The sequence below is a fragment of the Pseudoxanthomonas spadix genome (assembly GCF_003703395.1).
Taxonomy (GTDB): domain Bacteria; phylum Pseudomonadota; class Gammaproteobacteria; order Xanthomonadales; family Xanthomonadaceae; genus Pseudoxanthomonas_A; species Pseudoxanthomonas_A spadix.
On sequence record NZ_RDQN01000005.1, the window covers coordinates 218,115 to 237,010 of the forward strand.

The window sequence follows — 18,896 nt, forward strand, 5'->3', positions numbered from 1 at the left end:
CGGTTTGAATTCCTACATTGTTTCAGTTGTAAAAGATCGATACGCACGCAAGTGGTGAGGTTCCGATGACGTCGCTTTCCGAAGAATTGGTTGAAGTAGTTGCTCCTTTGTTGATAGAGGACGGATTGTTTCTTACCAGAGATGTCGAGACGTACAAAGCGAAGCTTGCGACCGGCGCGATGAAGGCGGAAGACTGGCTCATGGCGGTGGAAAATGCATTGGCGAAGGAGGAAGCGCAATGACTGTTCCATCGCTCATTAGTTTGTCTATCGAGAATCTCCGAGGATCAGTCACGCCCTTCACCTTGTCGTTCGAGAAGGGCAAAAAGCTCGTCATCATCTATGGCGAGAATGGCACGGGGAAGTCCACCGTGGCGGATGCTTTCGACCTGCTTGGAAACGGTGAAGTAGGCTCTCTGGATACTCGCGGCTTAGGCGCCACGCGCAGGTACTGGCCGTCGATCGGAAAGAAGGCGATCGATGTCGAAGTAACTTTGGAAACGGGTTCCGGAAGCTGCAGCGTTTCCCTAGGCAAGAGCGACGTGGTGGTGAGCAATGAGGCACTGCGACCTCAGGTCGCCGTATTGCGGCGAACCCAGATTCTCCGGCTTATTGAGGCCAAGCCAGCTGATCGCTACAAGGAGATTGGCCGCTTCATCGATGTCGGTGGAGTAGAGGCGTCCGAAGGCACACTACGCAAGCTAATCCTCGACAAGCAGAACGAGTACAACACCGCGAGCACCCGCGTGTCGGAGAATAGGGCAGCGATCGATGGGTTCTGGAGGGAAGCGTCGAGTCCGGGCGCCAGCGCCATTGCTTGGGCTGAGCAGGAAGTGCAGAGGGACCAGACGCAGATCGATCTGCGCAAGGCCGTCGTCGATCGGTTGATGGCGCTGTGGGATAAAGTCGTTTCACACCCACAGAAGGTGATTGACCTGGATAGCCAGCTCAAGAATGCCGAAGTTGCGCGTAACGCGGCACAGCAGGAACTCGCAGCGCTCGAAGGCACAATGGCCAGCGACTATCTGGAAGTGCTGGACATCTTGAAGGCGGCACAGGTGCACTTCAGGAACCACCCAGATCCGTCTGTCTGCCCTCTGTGTGAGAGCAGCGAAAACACCGAAAACTTGGTAGCTGAGGTTACCAGGCGTATCGAATCCCAAGACCAGCACAATAAGCTGGAGTCAGCAAAGCAAGCCGTCTTGGCAAAAACGAGGGCTGTAGAGCTTGCCCAACAGCGACTCGAAGACGCGAAGATGGCAGCAGCCGCTGACGTTGCTGCTTTCGAGGCGTACTGCTCCGACGGGGAAGTGCCGACGGACATCCCGGTGCCGGCGCTTCCGATGGTCGCGGATATTGCACAATGGGACAGCTGGATCGTTGCACACCAGGACAAGCGAGGCCAGTGGGCGCTCACCGCTGAAGCCTGTGTCGCCGACAAGAAGTTTGTCGGCGCCTTACGTACCTCTCTTAGAATCCTAGAGGAAAACGAGCAGCGCGCCCAAGAGCTAGAGCTACTCGTTCCTCGCCTGAAGCAGGTACTCGAACTAATCGAACGCGAGCGCAAGAGTTTCACTGACGCTATCCTCAGCGCTATCTCCATCCGGGTAGGCGAGCTCTACGAGGCCATTCATCCAGGGGAAGGGCTGAATAAGATCGTCTTGGCGCTGGAGGAGGGAAAGCGAGCGTCACTGGAGATCGCAGCAGACTTCGGTGGCAACCCGGACTCTCCGCCGCAGGCGTACTTCAGTGACTCGCACCTCGACACGCTGGGTCTGTGCGTCTTCCTAGCACTTGCCGAGCGCGATACGCCAGAATACAAGCTGCTGGTGCTGGACGACGTGCTTGGCAGCGTGGATGAGCCGCATGTCGAACGCATTATCGAAATGATCTACGACACAGTCGCCAAATTCCGCCACTGCATCGTGACGACGCACTACGGACCTTGGCGGCAAAAGTACCGCTGGGGGTGGCTGAAAAACGGGCAGTGCCAGTTCGTTGAGTTGTCACGCTGGTCCCTCCAACAAGGCATGTCCCACAGTCGAAACATCCCCGAAGTAGAGCGACTGCGCGCCATGCTGGGCGAAGCTGCGCCTGACCATCAGGCCATTTGCGCGAAGGCAGGCGTCATTCTGGAAGCTGTTCTGGAATTCCTAACCCTGCTCTACGAATGCAAAGTTCCCAGGAAGGCTTCCGGAACCTACGCACTGGGTGACCTCTTACCCGCCATCGACGACAAGCTGCGCAAGAGCCTGCGGGTTGAGCATCGGCATGAGGATGCTTCAGGCGCAGTCACCTATCACCCGCGCGCGCTGGAGTCTCATCTGGTTGAGCTTGCGCGGATCGCCCAGGTCCGGAACGTTACGGGTTGCCACTTCAACGCCTTGTCCTTTGACCTGCTAGATAGCGATGCCATGGCTTTCGGCGCGGAGGTGCTGGCTCTGGCGGATGCGCTAATTGATCACGAAACCGGCTGGCCCAGGAACGGCAAGTCCGGTAGCTATTGGGCCACGGCTGGCGAAACGCGCCGGTTGCACCCGCTGAAGAAGCCGAGTTGAAAGATGAGTAACAAACAGAAACTCGAACTCACCTGGATCGGGAAGGAGAAGCGGCCCAAGCTGGAGCCGCGCATTCTGCTCGAAGACCGGGAGAAGTCATATCACGCCAAGCATCGGGTGACGGACAACGACATCTTCGACAATCGGCTGATCTTTGGGGACAACCTGCTGGCGCTGAAGGCGCTGGAGCAGGAGTTCACCGGCAAGGTGAAGTGCATGTTCATCGATCCGCCCTACAACACCGGCAGCGCCTTCATGCATTACGACGACGGGCTGGAGCATTCGATCTGGCTGGGGCTGATGCGAGACCGGCTGGAGATCATCAAGCGTTTGCTGTCGGAGGATGGATCGCTTTGGATCACGATTGACGACAACGAAGGACACTACTTGAAAGTCCTATGCGACGAGGTCTTTGGGCGTTCAGCCTTCGTCACGTCGCTGGTGTGGGAGAACTTCTACGGCCGGAGTAACGCAGCGGCAATTTCTCCTGCACATAACTACGTCTTGCTGTACTCCCCGATGGGGCAAGACTGGAAGCGTGTTCGAAATCTTCTGCCACGGGGAGAAGAGAGTGCCAGCAAGTACAAAAATCCTGACAATGATCCACGCGGGCCGTGGCGACTGGGTCCAATCTTCGCTGCAGGGGAGCGGCATGAAGGGCTCATGTACACCATAACAACGCCGTCCGGCCGCCAAGTAAGTCCCCCGAAAGGCAGCCACTGGCGGGTGTTGGAGGATCAATTCTGGAAGATGGTCAAAGAGGGGCGGATCGTATTTGGTGAAAAAGGCGATAACAACCCGGCAGTGAAGCTCTTCTTGCGAGAAGTACAAGAAGGCTTAGTACCCAGGACCTGGTGGTCGCATACGGAAGTTGGTCACTCACAAGAGGCCAAGAGAGAGATCCAGGCGCTGTTCCCCAACGAGATTCCATTTGACACGCCGAAGCCGGAGCGCTTGCTCAGTCACGTAATTACCATCGCATCCAACCCTGGCGACCTCGTCCTCGACTCCTTCGCCGGTTCCGGCACCACCGGCGCGGTCGCCCACAAGATGGGGCGCCGCTGGATCATGGTGGAGCTGGGCGAGCATTGCCACACGCACATTATTCCGCGCCTGAAGAAGGTCATCGACGGTGAGGACACGGGCGGCATCACGAAGGCCGTGGGTTGGCAGGGCGGCGGCGGTTTCCGCTACTGCCGCCTCGCGCCCACGCTGATCGTCCACGACCGCTGGGGCAATCCGGTGATCAACCCGGAGTACAACGCCGCGCAACTGGCCGAGGCGCTGGCCAAGCTGGAAGGCTTCAGCTACGCGCCTTCGGAAACCCGCTGGTGGCAGCACGGCCATTCCAGCGAGCGCGACTTCATCTACGTCACCACGCAGAACCTGGCCGCCGAGCAGTTGCAGGCCCTGTCCGACGAGGTCGGTTTCGAGCAGAGCCTGTTGGTGTGCTGCGCGGCCTTCCGTGGCGTCACGGCGGCCCGGGCGGCCGAGCGCTGGCCGAACCTGACGCTGAAGAAGATTCCGAAGATGGTGCTGGCCCGCTGCGAATGGGGCCACGACGACTACAGCCTGAACGTGGCCAATCTGCCGATGGCGGCGCCTGAAGAAGAAGCCCCCTCACCCCAACCCTCTTCCGCGAGCGGGAGAGGGAGAAAGGCAGCACCCGTGCCCGACCTGTTTGGCGATGGGGAGTGCACGCCATGAACAAGAAGTTCACTGCAACCCCACCCGAGTACGCGGACTGGTTGGCTGACATCAAGGCGCGGGTGGTGAGCGCTCGCCAGCGCGCGGCGCTGGCGGCCAATGCCGAACTGGTGATGCTGTATTGGCAGATCGGCAATGAGATCCTGCAACGGCAGAGAACCGCAAATTGGGGTGACAAGGTGCTCGACCGGCTGGCCAGCGACCTGCGCGATGCCTTTCCGGAGATGAAGGGGTTTTCCCTCGCCAACCTGAAATTCATGCGCGCTTTAGCCCAGGCCTGGCCGGATGCCGCAATTGGGCAACAAGCTGTTAGCCAATTACCCTGGGGCCACAACGTGATTCTGCTGACCAAGCTGAAGGACCCGGCGCAGCGCCTGCAATACGCCGAACAGGCCCTCGCCGGCGGCTGGTCGCGCAGCACCCTGGAAGCCAATATCCGCGATCGACTGCTGGAGCGACACGGCAAGGCCGTCACCAATTTCAAGGCGCGGTTACCGGCGCCACAGTCGCAACTGGCGCACGATACTCTCAAAGACCCCTATTTGTTCGACTTTCTTGGCCTTGGCAATAAAGCGCGCGAACGTGCCATCGAGACTGGCTTGGTCAGGCATGTCACCCGCTTTCTGCTGGAGCTGGGCAGTGGCTTTGCCTTCGTTGGCCGTCAGTACCGGCTGGAGGTGGAAGGCGACGAGTTCTTCATTGATTTGCTGTTCTATCACACGCGGCTGAAGTGCTATGTGGTGGTGGAGCTCAAGGCCGCCGAGTTCAAGCCCGAACACGCGGGTCAGCTGAACTTCTATCTCACAGCCGTGGACAGGCAGGTCAAGTCGCCGGACGACAAGCCCACGATCGGGCTGCTCTTGTGCAAGACCCGCAAACGCACAGTGGCCGAGTACGCGCTATCGGGTATTGACAAGCCCATCGGCGTTGCCGAATACCGCTTGCTGCGCGATTTGCCGCAATCACTCACCACCAGCTTGCCGACGGTGGAGCAACTGGAAAGCGAATTGGGAACGGTTGATAGCAAAAACGGCGACAAACCGAAACGGTTGCGCAGGAAAAAGGGAGATGCAGAATGAGCGCCCGTGTTCAGAACCATGTGGCGGGACGGCTTTCGCTGCGGCCACCACAGGCTGAGTCGCTGGCAAAGCTCAAGCAGGCGCTGGATGCCGCGCCCGATCTGCTTGGCCACGAGCAGGACGTTGCGGCCATTCTGTCCACGCTCAAGGCGGAATTCCCCACCCTGGAGGACTTCGAGCGCGAGTTTCCGTCCCTGTGCTTCGCGCTGGCCACCGGCGTGGGCAAGACGCGGTTGATGGGGGCGTTCATCGCCTACCTGCATCTGGCGCACGGCATCCACAACTTCTTCGTCCTGGCGCCGAATCTCACGATCTACAACAAGCTCATCACGGACTTCACGCGCAACACGGCCAAGTACGTGTTCAAGGGCATCGCCGAGTTCGCGCAGCAGCCACCGCTGATCATCACCGGCGACAACTACGACCAGACCGGCGCGGCGGTGGACGAGCAGTCGATGGGCTTTGCCCACGACGTGCGCATCAACATCTTCAACATCTCCAAGATCAACTCGGAGGTGCGCGGCGGCAAGGAGCCCCGCATCAAGCGCATGCGCGAGGTGCTGGGCGACAGCTACTTCAACCATCTGGCCAATCTGACCGACCTGGTGCTGCTGATGGACGAGTCGCACCGCTACCGGGCCAGCGCCGGCGTGCGCGCCATCAACGAACTCAAGCCGCTGTTCGGCCTGGAACTGACGGCGACGCCCTTCGTGGAATCCCCCCGTGGTCCTGTGCCGTTCAAAAACGTGGTGATGGACTACCCGCTGGCACGGGCGATGGAGGACGGCTTCGTCAAGGAGCCGGCCGTGGTCACCCAGCGCAACTTCAAGGCCGGCGATCACACGCCGGAGGAAGTGGAGAAGACCAAGCTGGAAGACGGCGTGCGCCTGCACGAGACCACCAAGGTCGAACTGCTCACCTACGCCCGCGAGAACGGCGTCAAGCCGGTCAAGCCCTTCATGCTCGTCATCGCGCGCGATACCACCCATGCGGCCCAGTTGAAGGCATTGATCGAGTCGGAAAAATTCTACGAAGGCCGCTATGCGAACAAGGTGATCCAAGTCGATTCCAGCCGCACCGGCGCGGAGGAAGAGGAGATGATCTCGCGCCTGCTGGCCGTGGAGAGTGTGGACGAGCCGACCGAGATCGTGATTCACGTCAACATGCTCAAGGAAGGCTGGGACGTGACCAACCTCTACACGATCGTGCCGCTGCGCGCGGCGAATGCGCGCACGCTGATCGAGCAGTCCATCGGGCGCGGTCTGCGTCTGCCCTATGGCAAGCGCACCGGCGTGGCGGCCGTGGATCGGCTGAACATCGTGGCCCACGACCGCTTTCAGGAGATCATCGACGAGGCCAACCGTAGCGATTCGCCGATCCGCCTGCAGCAGGTCGTGCTTGATACACCCAGCGCAGCCGACAGGAAGGTCAGCGTGCAGGTCGAATCGGTCGCTGCGGCGCGTCTCGGGCTGACGGATGCGCCCGTTGTGCAGACGAGCGCATCAGGTGCCGATAGTGGGCCGCCCACGACCGCCGAATTGCCCGCACCGAGTTTCTCCACCGCAGCGGAGAAGCAGGCCGCCCGCATGGTCATGGAGGTCATCGGAAAGTACGAGGTCAGGCGCGATGTTGCGCCCACACGTAGCGCGTTGCTGAAGCCGGAGGTGCAGCAGGAGATCCTGGCGGAGGTGGCGGAGCGCATGAGACCTTTGCAGGGCTCGCTGCTGGCCGGCGTGGACGAATCGGCGCCTGCGCTCGATCTGCTGGCCGTGGTGGCCAAGACCACGGAAATCGTGGTGCAGCAAGCCATCGACATTCCGCGTATCGCCGTGGTGCCGACCGGCGAGGTCACGACGGGCTTTCGCCCATTTACTCTGGACGTGAGCCAGCTTCACCTTCAGCCGGGCGAACGCGAAATCGTCGGCCAGATGCTGCGCACCCACGAGCAATTCACGCTGGCCGCCGAACTCGGCCTGAAGGAGCAGCGCCCGGAGGACTACATCGTCCACGCGCTGGTGGATTTCGACGACATCGACTATTTCACCCATGCCGACCTGCTCTATGAGCTCGCGGGCCAGATGGTTCGGCACCTGCGCAGCTATCTGTCCGAGGATGCGGCCCTCGGCGTGCTGGATCGCGATCGCCGCCTGATCGCGCGGGAAATCCACGCGCAGATGATGGCCCACTTCTGGGAGGAGGCAACCGAGTACGAGGTGCAGGTCAGCCGCGGTTTCACCGCACTCAAGCCCTGCAACTACACCGCCATGGCAGGTCAGACGGCCCACCACTTCCGGGAGACCGTGCTTGATCCCAGCCGCATCAAGCAGATGCTCTTCGGCGGCTTCGCGCGTTGCCTGTATCCGCTGCAGAAGTTCGACTCGGATACCGAGCGGCGCTTCGCCATCATCCTGGAGCGTGACGCTTTGAGGTGGCTCAAGCCTGCGAAGGGGCAGTTCCAGATTTACTACAAGCTCGGCGCCGAGCAGCCGGAGTACATCCCCGACTTCGTGGCCGAGACGGACACGACCATCTTCATGGTGGAGACCAAGGCACGGGTGGACGTCGACACTCAGGAGGTTCAGGCCAAGGCAGCTGCCGCCATGCGTTGGTGCAGGCACGCTTCCGATCACGCGGCAAACGTCGGCACCAAGCGCTGGAAGTACCTGCTGGTGCCGCATGACGAAGTCAGCGAGTCCAAACGGCTTGCCGATTACCTGCGCTTTGAGGTCAAGGGGTCGTTGAGCGCACCTTGATCGACTTCGGTGCAGGCATCCAGGCGGCGGAGGATCGCCGCTTCAGGCGCATGATGAACCGGCGGGCCTGACCCGGCGCAAGGCTGCAGCTACAGGTGATTCTTGAACGCTCGCCGCCGCGATAGATGACCCCGACTCGCACCTCGCCCCGACGCGGCGGGCTCATGAACCGAAATCGTACCCGAAGCGGTCGATCCGGTGCATCCGCTCGTGCAGGATGGTCACGATGCCGATGTCGCCATTGGAGAGCCGGCGCCAGTAGACGAAGTGCCGTTGGTAGCGGAAGAAGTAGCCTTCGATGCCGAACTCGGCGGGAATGGGCCTGGACGATGTCCGGTGTGTCTGGATGCCGTCGAAGGCCTCGAACAGGCCGGTGATGTAGCGGTCGGCGTGTTCGGTGCCCCAGCGATCGCGCGTGTAGCGGTAGATCTGGTCGAGCCGCCAGGACGCCGCCTCCTGGACCAGGACCTTGGCCACGCAGTCAGCCTCGGTTGCGCGCGATCACGTCGGCGGCGGTCAGGGGACGGTACGAGGCCTCCGGGGAGGCAAAGGCATGGGCCAGCTCGGCCTTCAGCCGGTCGAAGGCTTCCTGCTCCTTGCGTTGCTTGTCGCGGCGGATCAGGTCGCGCATGTACTCGCTGACGTTCTCGTAGTCGCCGTGCTCGCCCACGTTGGCGGCGACGAAATCGCTGAGCGGCCCGCTGAGGCGAACCGTCATGGTCGTGGTCGTTGTCCGGGACATGGCTGGCTCCTGTTGCCGTTATCGTATTCAATATATTCAAAAAGGAATACGGAGACAAGCATCCGGCAGCCTCTTCTGTGGCCGGTGCGCGCCGATGTCAGGCGAAAAAGGAGCGCGCGCCGCGCTGCGATCCGGGCGCCCTGGCCTGCAGCGGAACGGTGAACGGCGCGTGTCATGCTAGGCGCCGTGGTTCTTCCTGCAAAAGCGGCGGCATGAAACTGGCGATCCTTTCGCGCAACCCCCGGCTTTATTCGACCCGGCGGCTGGTCGAGGCCGGGCGCCAGCGCGGGCACGTGGTGCGGGTGCTGGATCCGCTGCGCTGCTACATGCGCATCGACGCCGGGCGCTTCGACCTGCGCTACAAGGGCAGGACGTTGTCCGGCTTCGACGCGGTGATCCCGCGCATCGGCGCGTCGGTGACCCGCTATGGCACCGCGGTGCTGCGCCAGTTCGAATTGATGGGCTGCCACACGCCCAATCCTTCCGATGCGATCCTGCGCGCGCGTGACAAGCTGCGTGCGCACCAGCTGCTGGCGGCCCATGGCATCGACCTGCCGGCCACGGTGTTCGGCGACAACCCCGACGACACCGCCGACCTGCTGGCGCTGCTGGGCGCACCGCCGCACGTGATCAAGCTCAACGAGGGCAGCCAGGGCGCGGGCGTGATGCTGACCGAGAAGCTGTCGGCCTCGCAGTCGGTGGTCGAGGCGCTGCGCGGGCTGTACGCCAGCTTCGTGGTGCAGGAGTTCGTGGAAGAAGCCCAGGGCGCGGACCTGCGCTGCTTCGTGGTTGGCGAGCGGGTGGTGGCAGCCATGCGCCGGCAGGCGCCGGAAGGCGACTTCCGCTCCAACCTGCACCGCGGCGGCCAGGCCGCCGCGGCCACCGCCACCGCCGAGCAAGCCGCCGTGGCGGTGCGCGCGGCGGCCACCCTGGGGCTGGCCGTGGCCGGGGTGGACCTGATCGGCTCGGCGCGCGGCCCGCTGGTGCTGGAAGTGAACTCCACGCCCGGCCTGGAAGGCATCGAACAGGTCTCCGGCGTGGACATCGCCGGGGCGATCGTGGAACTGGTGGCCTGCGGCGCGGTCAATAGGAAGCACAGTGGCCGTCGCGCCGCGCCCTGAACCCACGGGACGGACATGAACCGCCGTGCAGGGAGCCTCACTGGCGGTGTGACAGAATCGGCCACCTGAATGCGGCCGGCCAGCCCCTGCAAGCCCCGCCGCTTCTCGCTTTGCGAAGACAACCCAAGGTATCCCATGACCCTCATTGCCCCGATGCGCCGCGCCTGCCGGCTGCTGGCCATCCGCCTCCAGGAGGCCTGCTGACATGCGCATTCTCGTCATCGAAGACAACAGCGACATCGCCGCCAACCTGGGTGACTACCTGGAAGACCGCGGTCACACCGTGGATTTTGCCGCCGACGGCGTGACCGGCCTGCATCTGGCCGTGGTCCACGATTTCGACGCGATCGTGCTGGATCTCAACCTGCCGGGCATGGATGGCCTGGAGGTCTGCCGCAAGCTGCGCAACGAGGCGCGCAAGCAGACCCCGGTGCTGATGCTCACCGCGCGCGACAGCCTGGACAACAAGCTGGCCGGTTTCGACTCCGGCGCCGACGACTATCTGATCAAGCCGTTCGCCCTGCAGGAAGTGGAGGTGCGCCTCAATGCCCTCTCGCGCCGTGGCAAGGGCGTGCAGACCCGGGTGCTGGAGGTAGGCGAGCTGGAATACAACCTGGACACGCTGGAGGTGCGCCGCGGCGGCAAGCTGCTGCAGCTCAACCCGACCGCGCTGAAGATCCTGCAGTCGCTGATGGAAGCCTCCCCGGCGGTGGTCACCCGCCAGGAACTGGAAACCCGCGTGTGGGGCGAGGAACTGCCCGACTCCGATTCGCTGCGCGTGCACATCCACGGCCTGCGTGCGGTGGTGGACAAGCCTTTCGACACCCCGTACATCCAGACCCGCCATGGCATCGGTTACCGCATCGCCGCACCCGAAGCCTGAGACCGGCAGCGCCGCACGGCCCGGTGCGGCGCGTGCGCGCAAGTTCCGCCGGCGCCTTCGCACCCGCATCGTCTGGTCGTTCGTGCTGCTGGGCTTCTGCCTGACGGTGCTGTTCGCCTACGCCTCGATCCTGGCCCGCCAGCGGGTGGAGAACCAGCTGGTCGAAGACGTGATGAACCGCAACCTGGAAGAAACCTGGCGGCGGTTCGTCAGCAGCGGCGGCACCGAGGCCGGGGCCCCGGTCCAGCAGATGAAGGGTTTCCTGTACCGCCCGGACAAGCTGGACAGCCTGCGCCGTGATTTTCCGGACTGGGAGCACCTGGACGACGGCATCCACACCCTGTCGGGCACTGATGCCGACGGCAAGCCGTTTTCGTATCGGGTGGGCGTGCGCAAGACGCCCAACGCGTGGTTTTTCCTGACCTACGACATGGGCCAGGTCGCCCTGGGCGAAGTGCAGTTCAGGCGCACCTTGTGGGCCACGGTGGGGCTGTTCACCCTGCTCTCGCTGATCATTGGCTGGTGGTCGGCCTCGCGGGTGATGAGCCCGGTGTCCGAGCTGGCCACGCGCCTGCGCGCCTACCGCGGCAGCAGCAATCCGACCCAGCTGGGGCCGCTGTTCCCCGAGGACGAGGTGGGCGAGTTGGCGCGTGCGCTGGACGACTATTCCCAGCGCTTGACCGAAGTGGTCCAGCGCGACCGCGAGTTCAATGCCGATGTCAGCCATGAGTTGCGCACGCCGCTGGCGGTGATCCGCGGTGCCACCGAACTGCTGCTGGGCCGGCCCAACCTGGAGCCGAAGATCCAGGCGCGCCTGCTGCGCATCCAGCGTGCCGAAGCGGCCTGCACCGACCTGATCGGCTCGCTGCTGCTGCTCTCGCGCAACGAACGCGGACAGGGCAGCAGCAACGTGGCCCGGGTCGCCGACCAGCTGCTGGATGCGCACCGCGCGCAGATCGGCGGCAAGCAGCTGGAACTGATCCAGCAGGGCAACCAGGACCTGGTCATCGATGCGCCGGAAGCCGCCTTGTCGGTGGCCCTGGGCAACCTGATCGGCAACGCGGTCAAGTACACCCACGAAGGTACGGTGGTGGTGCGCGTGCTGGACGATGCGGTGGAAGTGATCGACTCGGGCCCCGGCCTGAGCGAGGAAGACGCGGCCAAGCTGTTTCACCGCGGCTATCGCGGCACCCACGCCGGGCACTCGCAGGGCGGCGGCATCGGCCTGTCCATCGTCAGCCGCCTGTGCGAGCTCTACGGCTGGCAGGTCAGCGTGCGTCCCGGCGCGCAGCGCGGGGTGGTGGCGACGTTGCGGTTCCGCCCGGCCGACTCGGCTACAGCGTGATCCAGAAGCAGCCATCGCTGCGGCCGATGCCCAGCACGGTGCTGGACGGCGTGCCGGTGTTGGCCAGGGTCTGCTGCAGGCGCAGGCCGACCGGGCGCTGTTTCTGCGGCGGCATCGGCTGCGGATAGAAGCCATCGGCATTGGCATCGACGACCGGCGCTGGCGTCACTTTGGGAAAGATCGGGGCGATGTCCAGCAGCGGCCGGCGCACGATGGCTTCCATCCGGTCCATCAGGCGATTGGCCGAGGCGTCGGAAATCCCGTTCCACCGGTACAGCGAGGCGAGCCGGTTGGCATCGCCGGCGTCGATCGCCGCGGTGATCCGCTGGACCAGCTCGCTCAGCCTGCGCGGACAGTCCAGGTACACCGGCGCAGCCGCCTGCCCGGTGGCGTTGACCCGTGGCCGGATCACGCGGCTGGCCGCACCCACATCCTCACAGCGACGATCGGTGAACACGCTGGTCCCGGCGCTATCGGTACAGCGATGCACGGCCTGGGCCGCGGCCGCAGGCACCCACGCCGGCGCCACCAGCGCGGTGGTCACGGCAATCATCAGCAGGCAGGGCAGGACAGGGACGCGCATCGCAGCGGGCAGCCTAACCCGGCGCGGCTGAGCCACGGCCCGCCGCCGCGGCGGCGATGGCGTCAGCCCAGCCCCAGACGCTTGAGCACCAGCTGGCTTGGCCTGGCCAGGTTGAGGGTGTAGAAGTGCAGCGCCGGCGCGCCGCCCTCGACCAGACGCTGGCACAGCTGCGCCACCACGTCGGCGCCGAACTCGCGGATCGCCTCGGCGTCGTCGCCATGGGCGGCCATGCGCTTGTCGATCCAGCGCGGGATCTGTGCGCCGCACTGCTCCGAAAACCGGCGCAGCTGGCTGAAGTTGGAGATCGGCATGATCCCGGGAATGATCGGGATCTGCACGCCCATCGCCCGCACCGCATCGACGAAGCTGAAATACGCATCGGCGTTGTAGAAGTACTGGGTGATGGCGGCATCGGCGCCGGCATCGACCTTGGCCTTGAAGTGCTTCAGGTCGCTCAGCGCGTCGCTGGCCTGCGGATGGGTTTCCGGATACGCACCGACTTCCAGCCGGAAGGCATCGCCGTGCTCGGCGCGGATGAGCGCGATCAGGTCCGAGGCATGGCGCAGGTCGCCCGCATGGCCCATGCCCGAGGGCAGGTCGCCGCGCAGGGCCACGATGCGCCTGCAGCCGATCGCCCGATAGCGCGCCAGCAGCGCGCGGATCTGCTCGCGGCTGCCGCCCACGCACGACAGATGCGGGGCGGCGTCGAAGCGATGGTGCTGCTGGAGGTGGCGCACGGTCTCGGCGGTGTAGCTCAGGGTCGAGCCACCGGCGCCGAACGTGCACGAGACGTACTCGGGCGCGTATTTCTTCAGTTTGGCCGCGGTGCGGTCCAGCTGCGCGCGCTGGTCCTCGGTCTTGGGCGGGTAGAACTCGAAGCTGACAGGGATCATCGCGGAGCGTTCGACGGCGTGGGAGAGGGATTGTATCGCTTCATCGCGATGGATTTGATGCCAGCGCGCGGCACCGCCGCAAAAGGACTGCTTACGGCCGCCGCGCCGTGAACCAGGAGCCGGCGCGAGGGCGGCTCGTGCGATGGCAGGCGGACGGACCGATAGATCAGCCGGGGCGTCCGGTTGGCATCAGGGCCGCCGCCGCATTGCCGGACCCTATTTGTGTCAATAAAAGGACAGGGCAGGGATGGCATATCCCCACTCGATGGTGCCCGGTCATTACGCAGGCCTGTAATGAGCGCTCCTGATAATGCACAACGCTCGTTTCGACGACGTTGGTGTTCTCACTCATAAGGGGTCAGTGTTTATGCACGGTCTTAGGACTACATATAATCGCGCTGCGGTGGCAGTTGCGATTGCCTTGGCTGCTCCCATGGTATCAGTCGCGCAAGAAGCGGCAGAAAATCCGCCTGCGCCGAAGCAAACGCCCCCTTCCGAGAAACGCGAGAAAGTCAGCGATCTGGGTGCGGTCGTGGTGACCGGCGCGGCGCGTACCCAGCGTCGTTTCGACGCATCGTATGCGGTCAACTCCCTGACCGGGGAGGAAATCCAGAAGCTGGCGCCCAAGAGCTATGCGGACCTGCTGGCCAACGTGCCCGGCATCCATGTCGAATCGACTGGCGGCGAAGTGCAGAACATCACCCGCCTGCGCGGCATCCCGACCGACCGCGGCTTCATCATCTTCCAGCAGGATGGTCTGCCGCTGTTCCATGAAATCGACGGGCACTTCTTCAACTCCGGTGAGGGCATGCACCGCTTGGACCTCATGAACCAGCGGGTCGAGGTCGTGCGCGGCGGCCCGGCGCCGATCTACGCCAGCGGTGGCGCGGCCATCGTCAACAACATCCTGGCTGAGGGCGGCGACCAGACCCAGGGCAAGGCCCAGCTCACGTTGGGCGATACCGGGCTCTACCGCGCCGAAGCCTACCAGTCCGGCGCCCTCTCGGGACAGACCTACTATGCGGTGGGCGGCTTTCTGCGCGAACACGATGGCTACCGCGACAACGGCTTTCCCAACGACAAGGGTGGCCAGCTGCGCGCCAATCTCAAACATTACCTGGATGATGGCTGGGTCAAGGTCAGCGGCACCTTCGTTGACGACCACAACGTCTTCTATCTGCCGATCCCGGTCGCTGATCCGCGCAACCCGTCGGTCTCGCTGGATCCGTTCATCGACTACTTCACCGGCACCATGAATTCGCCGTCGCTGCGCAACGTGTCGCTCAAGTACCTGGATTCGTCCAACGTGCTGAAGAGCCTGCACCGAGACCTGGCGGACGGCCGCCACATGCGCTTTGGTAACGTCGGCTTCCAGTACGAAAACAACGTAGGCGACTGGGTCGTCTCGCTCAAGTCCGGATACACCAAGGGCGAGGTGAGCTTCGATGCGCTCTATTCCACGACCAATCCGGCCGATGCAAACATCTTTGCCAACAGCTACCTGGGAACGGCGCAGAGGGCTTTCGGTACCGGAGTCGCATCGATGGGCTATGCCCTGGCCGGCACGAATGGCGCGACGGCTTATGACCCGTATGCGGCTTCCGGCCTGGTGATTTCGGCGCAGTATCGGGCGATCGAGTCGGATTTTTATTCGACCCAGGCGGACCTGAGCGCAGCCCGACGGTTCGAAGCGGGCTCCGGCGCGCACGATCTGAATATCGGCATCTATGCTTCGTTCTACGGAACCACGGCCTTCACTGCCTACCAGGACATGTTGCTTGAGGTCAAGGGAAAGCCCAGGACCCTTGATCTGGTCGCCTACTCAGCCCAGGGAACTCCACTGGGATACGTCACTGACAATGGTGTTCTGCGCTACACGACCACGCTCAACGCGGGCGAGGTCGATGCGAAGATGTTTGCGCTATACGTCAACGATACGTGGGAGTTGACCGACAAGCTCAAGCTCGACGCTGGCATCCGACACGAACGGTATGACTACGAAGGCTATGCCGAAGGCACCGCCAGCGCCAACCTCGGAGATGCCAACACCCTGGCCGACGACACCACCCGACGCTTCAGTGGCACAACCCAGACGCACGACCTCGATCCGTCCGCCACCAACTGGACCGTGGGGGCAAATTACGACTTCAACGCTAACTTCGGCACCTATGGCCGTGCTTCCCACGTGGAGATCGTGCCGCAGTCCAACGTGGCGCGCAGCATCGATCCAACCATCATCAAGACCAAGACCGACCAGTACGAGTTGGGCGTGAAGGCTGCATTCGGCCGTTCCTACGTTTACCTGACCGCCTTCTACACCAAGTTCGACCCACTGAACGCGTCGTTCGTGGCTTACAACCCGGTTACCGGACGCAACGACCAGTCGGTGCCGTTCATTGGTACCGCTGTGTCGAAAGGGATCGAAGTCGATGGCCTGTTCAGGGCGAACGAGTGGTTTGCGCTCGCCGGCGCGGTGACATTGAGCGACCCGCAGTACGATGAACTGCAGAACAGCGCCGGCGCCGATCCGGCCGCAGTGAACGGTAACCAGATCGTCCGCGAGCCGAAAGTTTACGGGAATATCCGTCCGACTTTCAGCTTCATGACTGGCGATAGCGAGATCGAAGCGTACCTTCGCTACGATTTTGTAGGAAAGTCCTATGTCGATCTGTTCAACCGTACCGCGTTACCCTCCTACCAGACGCTGGGCCTGGGGCTATCGTGGAAACGCGGCCCATGGGGCGTGCAACTGGTGGGAGATAACCTGACCGAAGAGGAAGGCCTTACCGAGGGAAATACCCGCACTGACGCACTGGCGGGCCAGGGTTCGGGCGAGGCGATTTATGGGCGTCCGCTATTTGGCCGCAACTTCCGTCTGGTCCTGAGCAGGAGCTGGTGATGCGCCTGGCGCTACTCGTGTGTATGGCCGTTGCCGCGATCCAGCCGGCATTGGCCAGGACAGGGGAAGATCAGGTAATCGCCGCGCTCGGCAAGCGCCTGTTTCCGGTGGTTGCCGCGATGGACAGGGCCGGGGTGCCATCGGAAGTTCGTTCGATGCTGGAACAGCGGGACCGTCGTCTGGCGACATGCGCCGATGATGCGCCGTGCAAGGTCAATGTATCGCTGTGGAGTAACAGCGAGATCGAACTGGTATCGGCGATGGCCGCGGCCGATGGTCCGTCTGCCGAGAACCGGGATCGCGCAAATGCGGCGCATCGCGAGCTGCTGGGACTCAACACCATCCTTGACGTCTACGGCAGGGGTAGCGCACCGCGTTATCCCCGGATTGACGGACCGATTGGCGAGCAGGATCGCGTTCGGATCGCGGAAGATTGCGTCGTGGCGGCCGCTATTGCCGAGGCGGGTCGCGATGAGGCGCCTGCAGGGTTCGACTTCAGCATCGGCTTGGCGTTGGCGCTCCTTGACGTCAACGAACGACTGGATGCCATTGCCTTCCAGCCGCTTGACGGCGGGCTCAATTCGGACGCTTTCCAACATGCCAGGGGACTGGACTGGTCGCGCTATCGCTACACCTCGATCATCGTGCTTGGTGCGGGACCGAAGGACCTGCTGACGCCACTGAGCGCCCGGGGCAAGTTGCACGTCAAGATCGCGGCGCAGCGTTATTTCAGTGGTCTGGCGCCCTTTATCATCGTAAGCGGCGCTGCCGTGCATCCACGCGGGACACGCTTCGTCGAAGCGGTCGAAATGCGCCGTGCACTGATCGAAAGGTACGCAGTGCCGGCGCACGCCATTGTGATCGAGCCTCACGCAAGGCATACGACGACCAACCTGCGCAACTCCGCACGATTGCTGATGTCGATGAAGGCACCGATGGACCGCGATGCGCTGGTTCTCAGCGACCCCCCGCACATCGACGCAGTGCAGAGTGCCGAGTTCGTCGAACGCAACCAGCGCGAACTGGGCTACCAGCCCGGCAGGGTCGGCGCACGTACTTCACCCTTTGATATCGTGTTCCGGCCGTCCGCGGCTTCCGCGAAGGTCGATCCGCTCGACCCACTTGATCCTTGAATAGTCGGGAGCCATCCATGCCCAATGTTCGAACTGCAGTCATTTTTTTCGGAGTATCACTTGCCGTCGCGTTCGCTGTTGCGCCGGGTCAGGCGTGGGCCTGGGGAAAGCGTGCACACGCAGTCATCAACCGGACCGCGATCGCCAGCCTTCCCGGGGATGGCCCGGTCTTCCTGCGCAAGTACATGGATTACATCGGTGACACCTCGACAGTTCCGGATACTTGGCGCTCGGTTTCCGAACCGTTCTCCAAGATACAAGAGGACCCCAACCATGGTTGGTTCCGCGAACAGTTCGCGTTCATCGATCCGATCCCCCGTTCGCGCTATGAGTTCATCCTGGCGCTGCACCGCGAGTATCTGCGGATCAAGGACACCGATCCGGAAACGGCGCAGCGCACCAATGTGCGCTGGACGGGCACGCTGCCTTATGCGGCGATGGAATCCTATGGCCGGCTGATCGCAGGAATGCGTCTTCTGCGCAAGGCGGAGGCCGAAGGCACCGATACGCGGTTTCTTGAACAGGTATGCGCCTTCCATGTCTCCCAGCTGGGGCATTACGTCGGTGATGGCGCGCAACCACTGCATGGATCCATACACAGCGACGGCTGGCGAGGCGACAATCCGAAAGGATATACGCGCGACAAGGCCATCCATGGTCGCGTCGAGTCGCAGTTCGTCGATGCCATCGGCCTCGAGGACGCCAGAATTCTGCCGCACATTCCGGCGGTCAGGCGCCAGCGGGGCGATCTTTTCGAGTCGGTCCTGACCTATCTGGACGAATCCGGCAGCCATGTGGAAACCATTTACCAGTTGGACCAGCGCAATGCGTTCGGCAACCCACAGGATGAGCCGGCAAATGCGCTGATTGTTCAGCAGGTCGCTGCCGGTGCGGCCATGTTGCGCGACATGGTCCAGCGCGCATGGGTGGAAAGCGGACAGGTGCCGCGCGAAGATTTGCCCAACCCGCTCGATCCAAAAAATCCTGCCTACAACCCGGAGACAGGCTCGGCACCCGCACTGCGTTGAGACACGGGCGGCAGCCGGGCAATGGTTGGTACGTCAACTCGCGAGCTGCGCGGGATTCACCGCTTTACTAGGGAATGCTGCGCATCACCGGATCAGGTGGGGGTCATGAGCGGGCAAGTCCCCCGGTCAGGTGTACAACCCGATATCTCTCATCCCCGGAAGGCGACGTTCCC

At 63.1% G+C, this 18,896-nt stretch carries 15 protein-coding genes; 11 read left to right on the forward strand and 4 right to left on the reverse strand.

Going from position 1 to position 18,896, the window contains the following annotated elements:
- Positions 1 to 65: 65 nt before the first annotated feature.
- The 5 genes from D9R12_RS15800 to D9R12_RS10435 are packed head-to-tail and all read left to right on the forward strand — an operon-like array spanning position 66 to position 8,096.
- The gene (locus D9R12_RS15800; RefSeq protein WP_170159225.1) at positions 66 to 242 is read left to right on the forward strand and encodes a hypothetical protein; all 177 of its coding nucleotides are present in this window, start codon (positions 66 to 68) and stop codon (positions 240 to 242) included.
- Positions 239 to 2,557, forward strand: coding sequence for an AAA family ATPase (locus D9R12_RS10420; RefSeq protein ID WP_122230303.1), 2,319 nt, complete (start codon positions 239 to 241; stop codon positions 2,555 to 2,557). The genes D9R12_RS15800 and D9R12_RS10420 overlap by 4 nt, the downstream gene beginning before the upstream one ends.
- Positions 2,558 to 2,560: 3 nt before the next feature.
- Positions 2,561 to 4,264 (forward strand): site-specific DNA-methyltransferase, encoded by a 1,704-nt coding sequence (locus tag D9R12_RS10425; protein ID WP_122230305.1) that lies wholly within the window; start codon positions 2,561 to 2,563, stop codon positions 4,262 to 4,264.
- Positions 4,261 to 5,343 carry a PDDEXK nuclease domain-containing protein gene (locus tag D9R12_RS10430; protein WP_122230307.1) on the forward strand — a complete coding sequence of 361 codons (1,083 nt, stop codon included), beginning with the start codon at positions 4,261 to 4,263 and terminating at the stop codon, positions 5,341 to 5,343. Before D9R12_RS10425 ends, D9R12_RS10430 begins: the two co-directional genes overlap by 4 nt.
- Positions 5,340 to 8,096, forward strand: coding sequence for a DEAD/DEAH box helicase (locus tag D9R12_RS10435; protein WP_122230309.1), 2,757 nt, complete (start codon positions 5,340 to 5,342; stop codon positions 8,094 to 8,096). The genes D9R12_RS10430 and D9R12_RS10435 overlap by 4 nt, the downstream gene beginning before the upstream one ends.
- A gap of 162 nt (positions 8,097 to 8,258) precedes the next feature.
- Here D9R12_RS10435 and D9R12_RS10440 read toward each other — a convergent pair whose 3' ends face one another.
- Both D9R12_RS10440 and D9R12_RS10445 read right to left on the reverse strand, forming a co-directional pair.
- Positions 8,259 to 8,573: a type II toxin-antitoxin system RelE/ParE family toxin gene (locus D9R12_RS10440; protein ID WP_122230311.1), complete on the reverse strand. Its 315-nt coding sequence runs from the start codon at positions 8,571 to 8,573 to the stop codon at positions 8,259 to 8,261.
- Positions 8,574 to 8,577: 4 nt separating this feature from the next.
- Positions 8,578 to 8,814, reverse strand: a complete 237-nt coding sequence (locus D9R12_RS10445) for a ribbon-helix-helix domain-containing protein (protein WP_210539089.1) — start codon at positions 8,812 to 8,814, stop codon at positions 8,578 to 8,580.
- A 236-nt stretch (positions 8,815 to 9,050) separates the two neighbouring features.
- Here D9R12_RS10445 and rimK point away from each other — a divergent pair, with 236 nt between their 5' ends.
- From rimK to D9R12_RS10460, 3 genes are all read left to right on the forward strand, one after another.
- Positions 9,051 to 9,959: a 30S ribosomal protein S6--L-glutamate ligase gene (rimK, locus tag D9R12_RS10450; protein ID WP_014159722.1), complete on the forward strand. Its 909-nt coding sequence runs from the start codon at positions 9,051 to 9,053 to the stop codon at positions 9,957 to 9,959.
- Between the two features lie 205 nt (positions 9,960 to 10,164).
- Positions 10,165 to 10,842 carry a response regulator transcription factor gene (locus D9R12_RS10455; RefSeq protein ID WP_014159723.1) on the forward strand — a complete coding sequence of 226 codons (678 nt, stop codon included), beginning with the start codon at positions 10,165 to 10,167 and terminating at the stop codon, positions 10,840 to 10,842.
- Positions 10,805 to 12,187, forward strand: coding sequence for a sensor histidine kinase (locus tag D9R12_RS10460; protein ID WP_122230315.1), 1,383 nt, complete (start codon positions 10,805 to 10,807; stop codon positions 12,185 to 12,187). The genes D9R12_RS10455 and D9R12_RS10460 overlap by 38 nt, the downstream gene beginning before the upstream one ends.
- On the opposite strand, the gene D9R12_RS10465 is transcribed toward D9R12_RS10460, so the two are convergent.
- Together D9R12_RS10465 and metF are read right to left on the reverse strand one after the other, a co-directional pair.
- Positions 12,177 to 12,770, reverse strand: coding sequence for a DUF4124 domain-containing protein (locus D9R12_RS10465; protein WP_244672032.1), 594 nt, complete (start codon positions 12,768 to 12,770; stop codon positions 12,177 to 12,179). The two genes, D9R12_RS10460 and D9R12_RS10465, sit on opposite strands and share 11 nt — an antisense overlap.
- A gap of 62 nt (positions 12,771 to 12,832) precedes the next feature.
- Entirely contained in the window at positions 12,833 to 13,663 is an 831-nt protein-coding gene (metF, locus tag D9R12_RS10470; RefSeq protein ID WP_014159726.1) for a methylenetetrahydrofolate reductase [NAD(P)H], read from the reverse strand.
- Positions 13,664 to 14,096: 433 nt separating this feature from the next.
- Here metF and D9R12_RS10475 point away from each other — a divergent pair, with 433 nt between their 5' ends.
- The 3 genes from D9R12_RS10475 to D9R12_RS10485 are packed head-to-tail and all read left to right on the forward strand — an operon-like array spanning position 14,097 to position 18,723.
- Entirely contained in the window at positions 14,097 to 16,562 is a 2,466-nt protein-coding gene (locus D9R12_RS10475) for a TonB-dependent receptor (protein ID WP_122230317.1), read from the forward strand.
- Complete coding sequence (locus tag D9R12_RS10480) at positions 16,562 to 17,695, forward strand: YdcF family protein (protein ID WP_122230319.1); 1,134 nt, start codon at positions 16,562 to 16,564, stop codon at positions 17,693 to 17,695. Before D9R12_RS10475 ends, D9R12_RS10480 begins: the two co-directional genes overlap by 1 nt.
- A gap of 17 nt (positions 17,696 to 17,712) precedes the next feature.
- Positions 17,713 to 18,723, forward strand: coding sequence for a phospholipase C/P1 nuclease family protein (locus D9R12_RS10485; protein ID WP_244672033.1), 1,011 nt, complete (start codon positions 17,713 to 17,715; stop codon positions 18,721 to 18,723).
- Positions 18,724 to 18,896: the final 173 nt, after the last annotated feature.